Origin of the sequence: Leptobacterium meishanense, assembly GCF_037645805.1 — a bacterium.
GTDB classification, from domain to species: domain Bacteria; phylum Bacteroidota; class Bacteroidia; order Flavobacteriales; family Flavobacteriaceae; genus Leptobacterium_A; species Leptobacterium_A meishanense.
In genome coordinates this window covers 1-780 of sequence record NZ_JBBEXE010000023.1, presented here as the reverse complement: position 1 = coordinate 780, position 780 = coordinate 1, and the positions used below count along the sequence as shown (strand labels likewise).

The following is a 780-nucleotide window of genomic DNA, read 5'->3' as shown; positions in this document are numbered from 1 at the left end:
TAATATTTAATAGTGATATGTCAGTTAGTTTTTCACATAGTTTTATTTATTAAGGTTAGGTATTATGGTTGTGTCTGTTTTTAGTAATTTCAATAGTTTGCTCAGGTCAACAACAGTATTGGTCAACAATCCGGATAGAAGTCTATTAAGTTTTCGATAGTGTTTTTTTAATGCTTTTGTGTTCCTTCGAAAAGCGGCATTGTTTGTAGAGTTTGCTATAAGCTTTTCATTATTCGGCGCACTACGGTTTTCAAGCTCAGGTAAGGCAAATAGCTGAACAAAATCACTTACTGCTGTTGCAGATAATTTCTTTTTTTCTTTTAAAATTGTGTAGTTTAATTTCAAATAAAGCTATATAAATAATTACAATCGGCTACAATTATAATAATTAAATGTGTAAATACCATAATATTTTTACGGAAATACCATAATATATTTTATAAAAAGAATAACTTATAAATTATTTTATTTTGCTTAAAGCCGGCCCTGCCTATATTAAATAGAATTTCTTATAATTCGAAAATAGGCCTTCATAAAAGTTATTTTTTCTCCTTGCTATCAATCATTGGTTTTATATGTAGACATCAAATTTTAGGAGAATTTTACCATTTAAAAAATAACATAGTTAAAGTCATTAGAAATACCTTATTTAATAATGCATTTTTTGCCTGCTAGTGCACATCAGTAGAAGCGGTATCCATTTTTTGGTTTAAACTAGTCTAAAAAAAGCAAGCATCCTGACCGGATTATGGCCAGGATGGTTTATAAGGTTTTTACTAT

Annotated in this window: 1 protein-coding gene; it reads right to left on the bottom strand. The window is 28.3% G+C overall.

Annotation, left to right across the window (positions count from 1 at the left end):
* Nucleotides 1-42: 42 nt before the first annotated feature.
* Entirely contained in the window at nucleotides 43-345 is a 303-nt protein-coding gene (locus WBG21_RS11225; RefSeq protein WP_340077926.1) for a hypothetical protein, read from the bottom strand.
* Between the last annotated feature and the right edge of the window lie 435 nt (nucleotides 346-780).